This window comes from Pseudomonas sp. GM24, assembly GCF_000282235.1.
Classification (GTDB): Bacteria; Pseudomonadota; Gammaproteobacteria; order Pseudomonadales; family Pseudomonadaceae; genus Aquipseudomonas.
In genome coordinates this window covers 1-7,680 of record NZ_AKJR01000198.1, presented here as the reverse complement: position 1 = coordinate 7,680, position 7,680 = coordinate 1, and the positions used below count along the sequence as shown (strand labels likewise).

Annotated in this window: 5 protein-coding genes; all 5 read left to right on the top strand. The window is 60.3% G+C overall.

Annotation, left to right across the window (positions count from 1 at the left end):
* Positions 1-143: 143 nt before the first annotated feature.
* The 5 genes from acs to PMI23_RS21515 all read left to right on the top strand — a co-directional run bounded on the left by acs (position 144) and on the right by PMI23_RS21515 (position 7,608).
* A complete protein-coding gene (gene acs / locus PMI23_RS21535; RefSeq protein ID WP_007909913.1) occupies positions 144-2,081 on the top strand; it encodes an acetate--CoA ligase in 1,938 nt (645 codons plus the stop codon).
* A 51-nt stretch (positions 2,082-2,132) separates the two neighbouring features.
* Complete coding sequence (locus tag PMI23_RS21530) at positions 2,133-3,005, top strand: oxygenase MpaB family protein (RefSeq protein WP_007909912.1); 873 nt, start codon at positions 2,133-2,135, stop codon at positions 3,003-3,005.
* Between the two features lie 139 nt (positions 3,006-3,144).
* Positions 3,145-4,161, top strand: coding sequence for a class I SAM-dependent rRNA methyltransferase (locus PMI23_RS21525; protein WP_007909911.1), 1,017 nt, complete (start codon positions 3,145-3,147; stop codon positions 4,159-4,161).
* A 199-nt stretch (positions 4,162-4,360) separates the two neighbouring features.
* A complete protein-coding gene (locus tag PMI23_RS21520) occupies positions 4,361-7,312 on the top strand; it encodes a DUF748 domain-containing protein (RefSeq protein WP_007909910.1) in 2,952 nt (983 codons plus the stop codon).
* Complete coding sequence (locus tag PMI23_RS21515) at positions 7,312-7,608, top strand: DUF2845 domain-containing protein (protein ID WP_007909909.1); 297 nt, start codon at positions 7,312-7,314, stop codon at positions 7,606-7,608. Before PMI23_RS21520 ends, PMI23_RS21515 begins: the two co-directional genes overlap by 1 nt.
* Positions 7,609-7,680 lie beyond the last annotated feature (72 nt).

Below are 7,680 nucleotides of genomic sequence, written 5' to 3'. Positions count from 1 at the left end.
ATTTCAAGTCGATGTATCAAGCCCAAACACCTCGGTCAGTCCCCTCTCCCTTTGGGAGAGGGTTAGGGTGAGCGGCGGCCTTGATCCCTTCCCCCCATCAGCGCATCTTTATCCTTGTCGCACCACAAGAATAAGGAACCGTCATGTTCGATATCAGCACGTTCCCCAAAGCCGATGCCGTCCGCCGGGCTGCGCAATTGAGTCAGGATGAGTATCGACGGCTTTACCGCGAATCCATTGAACACCCCACGGCCTTCTGGGCCGAACAGGCCACGCGTTTCCTCGACTGGAGCACGCCGTGGCAGACCGTTCAGCGCTACGACCTGAAAACCGGTGAAGCCGCCTGGTTTGCCGGGGGCAAACTGAACGTCAGCTACAACTGCATCGACCGTCACCTGGAACAGCGCGGCGAGCAGACCGCCCTGCTCTGGGAAGGCGACGATCCCGCCGAGTCGGCGCAAATCACTTATAAAAAACTCCACCACCACGTCTGCCGCTTGGCTAACGTGCTGAAAAGCCGTGGCGTGAAGAAAGGTGACCGGGTGTGCATCTACATGCCGATGATCCCCGAAGCCGCATACGCCATGCTCGCCTGTTCGCGGATCGGCGCGATTCACTCGGTGGTGTTCGGCGGTTTCTCCCCTGATTCCCTGCGTGACCGCATTCTCGATGCCGATTGCCGCACGGTGATCACCGCAGATGAAGGCGTGCGCGGCGGCAAGTTCGTGCCACTGAAGCAGAACGTCGACAAAGCCCTGCAAAGTTGCCCGGACGTCAGCACCGTCGTGGTGGTCGAGCGCAGCCAAGGCAAGGTCGACTGGGTCGAGGGGCGCGATATCTGGTATCACCAGGCCGTGCGCGATGTCAGCGACGATTGCCCGCCAGAACCGATGGACGCCGAAGATCCGCTGTTCATCCTCTACACCTCCGGCAGTACCGGCAAACCCAAAGGCGTGCTGCACACTACCGGCGGCTATTTGCTGCAAGCGGCGATGACCTTCAAATACGTGCTCGATTACCGCGACGGCGAAGTGTTCTGGTGCACCGCCGACGTCGGCTGGGTCACCGGTCACAGCTATATCGTCTACGGCCCGCTGGCCAACGGCGCGACCACGCTGATGTTCGAAGGCGTACCGAGTTATCCGAGCAGCTCACGATTCTGGCAGGTCATCGATAAACACAAGGTCAATATTTTCTACACCGCACCCACCGCTCTGCGCGCGTTGATGCGCGAAGGTGCCGAACCATTGAAAGAAACCTCGCGCGCCAGCCTCAGATTGCTCGGCAGCGTCGGCGAGCCAATCAACCCTGAAGCGTGGGAATGGTATTTCAACGTCGTAGGAGAACAGCGCTGCCCCATCGTCGACACCTGGTGGCAGACCGAAACCGGCGGCATCATGCTCAGCCCACTGGTCAGCGCCCAGCGAATCAAGCCTGGCTGCGCCACACAACCGATGTTCGGCGTGCAACCGGTGCTGCTCGATGAACACGGCAAGGAAATCAAAGGCGCCGGCAGCGGCGTGCTGGCGATCAAGTCGAGTTGGCCGGCGCAGATCCGCAGCGTCTATGGCGACCCGCAGCGAATGGTCGACACCTATTTCAAACCCTACCCCGGCTACTATTTCACCGGCGACGGCGCACGCCGCGACGAGGATGGCGACTACTGGATCACCGGGCGCATCGACGACGTGATTAACGTTTCCGGCCACCGCATCGGCACGGCTGAAGTGGAAAGCGCGCTGGTGCTGCACGACAGCATCGCCGAAGCCGCCGTGGTCGGTTACCCCCACGACGTCAAAGGTCAGGGCATCTACGCCTTCGTCACGCCCATGAACGGCACCGAACCGAATGACGAGCTGAAGAAAGAACTGCTCGCCCACGTCAGCAAGGAAATCGGCAGCTTTGCCAAACCCGACTTGATCCAATGGGCGCCGGCCTTGCCGAAAACCCGCTCAGGCAAGATCATGCGGCGCATCTTGCGCAAGATCGCCTGCAACGAACTCGACAGCCTCGGCGACACCTCGACCTTGGCCGACCCGAGTGTGGTGCAGGGACTGATCGACAAGCGCCTCAATCAGTAACACCCCGGGCGTGGTCAACCGACCGCGCCCGCCCTTTCGCACTGAGTGGTCATGGAATTCATCCGCAGTCGTATTGAAAACCAACTCATGAGCCTGACCGGGCTGTCGCTCGGTCAACTCGACCTGGAAAACCCCAAGGGCGACCCCGGCCTGTTCGGCCCCGACTCAGTCAGTTGGCAAGTGCACGGCGATTTCAGCAGCATGTTGATCGGTGGTATCAGTGCGTTGTTGCTGCAGGCTTTGCATCCGCTGGCACTGGCCGGGGTTTGGGATCATTCGAATTTTCGTGAAGACATGCTCGGGCGTTTGCGGCGCACCAGTCAGTTTGTATCCGGCACCACGTTCGGCTCGCGACGCGACGCCGACTGGTTGATCGAGAAGGTGCGCACCATTCACCTGCAAGTGGTAGGCACGGCGCCGGACGGTCGGCCCTACGCGGCGAGCGACCCGGATTTGCTGACGTGGGTGCATGTGGCCGAAGTCAGTAACTTTCTCGCCGCGCATTTGCGTTATCGCAATCCGCATTTGTCGGGGGCGGATCAGGATCGTTATTACGCGGAAATCGCCGTGATTGCCGAACGCCTGGGCGCGCGGGATGTGCCGAAATCACGGCAAGCCGTGGCCGACTATCTGCAACGCATGCGCCCGCAGTTGTTGTGCAATGAACGCAGCCGCGAGGTTTTGCGATTGTTGCTCGCAGCACCGGCACCGAGTGTTCTGGCGCGACCCTTTGGTGATTTGATGATGAAGGCCGGCATCGACCTGCTGCCGGACTGGGCCAGCGACATGCTCGATGTCCGGCAGAGCTCGCTGCAACGGCAATTGATTCGCGCCAGCGTCAGGCGCAGCGCACCGATGCTGCGTTGGGCGATGCGCAATGGTTCGGTGCAGCGAGCGAAACGGCGGATGGGCCTGTTGACCTAAAAAGCTTCACGAGCAGGCTCGCTCCCACATTTGGAATGCATTCCCATGTGGGAGCGAGCCTGCTCGCGAAGGCAGCACCTCGGTTACCCGCCAAGCTGCTAAACTCCCGCGCCCCAATTCTCTCCAGCAAGGCGCCCGCATGTCTTACTTGAATCAGGCGCTGCGCGCCGCCCTCGATCAACGCCAGGACTTGCTCGCTGTGCTGCACAGCCAGGGCACCTATTGCTATCGGCTGTTCCACGGCAGCCAGGAAGGCGCCGGCGGTCTGACCATCGACCGCTACGGCCCGCAACTGCTGGTGCAGAGTTTTCACCAGACGCTGGAACGCGATGACCTGCTGCAACTGCACGCGATGGTCAATCAAACCCTGGGCCTGGAAACCTTGCTGGTCTACAACGACCGCTCCCGTGGCAACTCGCGCATCGACCGTGAAGACAGCGTCTACAAAGCCGAAGACGCCGCACTGGTTGATCTGGTCGGTCACGAATGGGGCCTCAATTACCGCGTGCGCGGGCGTCATGCCGGGCAGGATCCGCTGCTGTTCCTCGACCTGCGCAACACGCGCGGCTGGGTCAAGGATCACGCCAAAGGTAAATCCGTGCTCAACCTGTTTGCCTACACCTGCGGCGTTGGCCTCAGTGCCGCCGCCGGCGGCGCGAGTGAAGTGTGCAATCTGGATTTCGCCGAAGGCAATCTGGCGGTCGGACGCGAAAACGGTCGGCTTAACCCGCAGTTGCCGGAGATGGAATTCATTCAGTCGGACTACTTCCCGGCAATCCGGCAACTCGCCGGCCTGCCGATCAGCCAGCGTCGGGGGCAGAAACTGCCGAGCTACCAGCGCCTCGATCAGCGTCAATACGATCTGGTCCTGCTTGATCCGCCCGCCTGGGCCAAGAGCGCATTCGGTACCGTCGACCTGCTGCGCGACTATCAGAGCCTGCTCAAACCGGCCTTGCTGACCACCGCCGACAACGGCGTGCTGATCTGCTGCAACAACCTGGCGAAAGTCAGCATGGACGATTGGCGCGAACAGGTGCTGCGCTGCGCCGAGAAGGCCGGGCGACCGGTGCGTGAGTGGAGCGTGATGACCCCGGGCGCCGACTTCCCGTCCATGGACCAGCAACCGCCGCTGAAAACCCTGATCCTGCAGCTATAAACAACCCTGTGGGAGCTGGCTTGTCAGCGATTGCGGTGGGTCAGTCAACAAAGTTGTCGACTGGTATTCCCTCATCGCTGGCAAGCCAGCTCCCACAGGGGTTCTGTGTTTTGAGAGAAATCTGAACAATCCTGCTCCATGCGAGGTACTTCGGAACCAGAATCGCGTGCCATACTCCAAGGCACTCCGATTCAGACAGATGAAGCCGCACATGCCCAAAGGATTGATTCGCGCGATTGGCGCCTTGTTGACTGCTCTGGCCCTCTACAGCCTGCTGGGGTTTCTGATTTTGCCGGGCATCGCTCTGCGGGTAGCCAATCAGCAACTGGCCACCTACGCGACGGTGCCTGCGCATATCCAGCGCATCGAGCTCAACCCGTTCAGCCTTGAAGTCACCCTGTGGGGACTGGTCATCGGCGAGCCGGGCAAGGAACAGATCGGCTTCGATCGCCTGTACGCCGACCTGCAAATCGACAGCCTGTGGACCAAAGCCCTGCATCTGTCCAACATCGAGCTGGACAAACCAAAGAGCGAAATCCTTTTCGCCAAAGACGGCAAACTCAACCTGCTGGGCCTGTTCAATGTGCCGGCCAGTGAGCCGACACCAGCCGACCCGGACGCCAAACCGTTCCCGCTGCGCATCGACAACATCAAACTGGCCGGCGGCGTCGTGCACTTTGAGGACGTGCGCCCCAGCGAACCCATCGAGTTTCTCTACGACGATCTCAGCTTCGAGCTGAAAAACCTCAGCACCCTGCCCGAAGACAGCGCCGACATGACCCTGGTCGCCATCGGCCCGGCCGGTGGCCGGATCGACTGGAGTGGCAATTTCAGCCTGATCCCGTTCACTTCCGAAGGCACCCTGAAAATCACCGACGGCAAGATGAAAGCCTTCTGGCCCTACGTGCGAGACTCGGTGCCGCTGGTACTTGAAGACGGCGTGATCAGTCTCAGCAGCGAATACAAACTCAATCTGTCGAAAGAAACCGAACTGCAGTTGAACAATGTCGCAGTGAGCATCGCGCCCTTCGCGATCAAGGCGCCTGATGGACGCCCACTGGCAAAACTCGAACGTCTCGACATCAGCGAAACCTCGCTGGATCTGGCCAAGCAACAAGTCGTGGTCGGCAAGATCCGCAGCAACAAACTGGAAACCTGGGCGGCGCTCGAAGCTGACGGCCAACTGGACTGGCAGAAACTGTTCGCCAGCCAACCGTCGAAACCGGCCGCCAAAGCCGCCGCAGAACCTGCCAGCACGCCCGCCGCTGCCGACTCGCCGAAAGCTGAACCGACTGCGCCAAGCAAGCCTTGGCAAGTGCTGCTCAAAGACGTGCAATTGCGTAACTACACCGTGCATCTGGCCGACCGCTCGGCCCAACCGGCAGTAGCACTGGATATCACCCCACTCAACGTCGACCTGCAGGATTTCGACAGCCTCAACGGCTCGCCCTTCAAGCTCAAGCTCGAAAGCGGCGTGGGCAAGCAAGGCAAGATCACCGCCGACGGCACCGTCAATCTCGCCCCGGTCAACGCCCAGCTCAACGTGAAAACCCAGGACATCGACCTGCGCGTCGCACAGTCCTACATCAATCCTTTCATTCGCCTGGAACTGCGCAGCGGCATGCTCGGCAGTGACCTGAAGGTCAATCTCAAGAGCACAGAACCACTGGCACTCAGCGTCACCGGACGTGCGCAGATCGATCAACTGCACACCCTCGACACCCTGAAAACCCGCGACTTCCTCAAGTGGCAGCAAGTGGTGGTCGAAGGCCTGAATTATCAGCACGGCGACAGCCTGTCGATCGACAGGATCAACCTGTTCCAGCCGTACGCGCGGTTCATGATCAACGATGATCGCACCACCAACATTGATGATCTGCTGATCCCGCAGCCCGCTGACAGTGGCGCAAAAAGCACAGCAGCCAAACCAGCCAGCAACGAAAAACCGCTGGGCATTCACATCGGTGGCATCGCGATCAATGACGGCTCGGCCAACTTCGCCGATTTCAGCCTGACGCCGAACTTCGCCACCGCCGTGCAGCAGCTCAACGGCCAGATCGGCACCATCGACAGCCGCCAGGCAAAACCGGCCAGCGTCGACATCAAAGGCAAGGTCGACCGCTATGCACCGGTGACCATCAAGGGCGCGGTCAATCCGTTCGACCCGATGGCCAGCCTCGACATCGCCACCAGTTTCAAACGGGTCGAACTGACGACGTTGACGCCCTACTCCGGCAAATTCGCCGGTTACCGCATTCGCAAGGGTCGGCTCAACCTCGACCTGCATTACCTGATCACCAAGGGCCAGCTCAAAGCCGAAAACAAAGTGGTGGTCGAACAATTGCAGCTCGGCGAAAAAGTCGACAGCCCGGATGCCGTGAGCCTGCCGCTGAAACTGGCGATTGCCCTGCTCAAGGACGTCGACGGCAAGATCTCCATCGAATTGCCGGTGACCGGCGACTTGAACAACCCGCAATTCAGCGTGATGCCGATTGTCTGGCAGACCTTGCGCAACCTGATCGTCAAAGCCGCCGCCGCGCCGTTCAAAATGATTGGCGGGCTGATCAGTGGTGGCAGTTCGCAAGACCTTGGCACTGTGTCGTTTGCGCCCGGCTCCAGCGAGTTGAGCAAGGATGCCGAAGCGGCGCTGATCAAACTGTCCCAAGCACTGAAGGAACGTCCGGCACTGCGCCTGGAAATCGAGGGTACTGCCGCGCAAAGCAGCGATGGCCCATTGCTCGCCGAGCAGCGTCTGGAACGTGAATACCAGTACAACTACTACAAGATGCTCCAGCGTCGCGGCGATAAAGTCCCGGCGCAGGCGTCGTTGCTGCAAGTGCCGGACAGCGAGAAAGGTCCGCTGCTCGAAGGCATTTACCGCACCCGCCTGAAAACCCAGCCACCGGCGGAATGGAAGGATCTGGGCAAGGAAGAACGTACGGCGAAAATGCGCGAAGGCGTGATCAAGTTCTGGAGTGGCAGCGACGTGCTGTTGCGTCAGTTGGGTCAGGACCGCGCCAGCAGCATCAAGGATTATCTGGTCGATAAAGGCCAACTGGCAGACGACCGCGTGTACTTCATCGACGCCAACCTTGGCGAGGCCGAAAGCGATGGCCGCGTGGTCACGCAAATGCATCTGGATGCCGAGTGATGAAACTTCAGTGGCTGGCCTTGCTCGCAATGACGCTCGCGGCCAGTCACGCCTCGGCGTCCGATACTCTGCGCTGCGGCAGTCAATTGATCAGCCTTGGCGACCGGTCCAGCGAAGTCCTGCAGAAATGCGGTGAGCCGGTCAGCCGTGATGTGTTGGGCTACAAGCGCAGCGCCAATCGCCGCGAGGAGTTTCAGGTCGAGGAATGGACTTACGGCCCGAGCAACGGCATGTATCAATACCTGCGCTTCGAAGGCAATCGCCTGCGGCAGATCAACAGCAAACGCGGCAACTGAAAAAGCAAAAGATCGCAGCCTTCGGCAGCTCCTACAATCTGGAATGCATTTCCCTGTAGGAGCTGCCGAAGG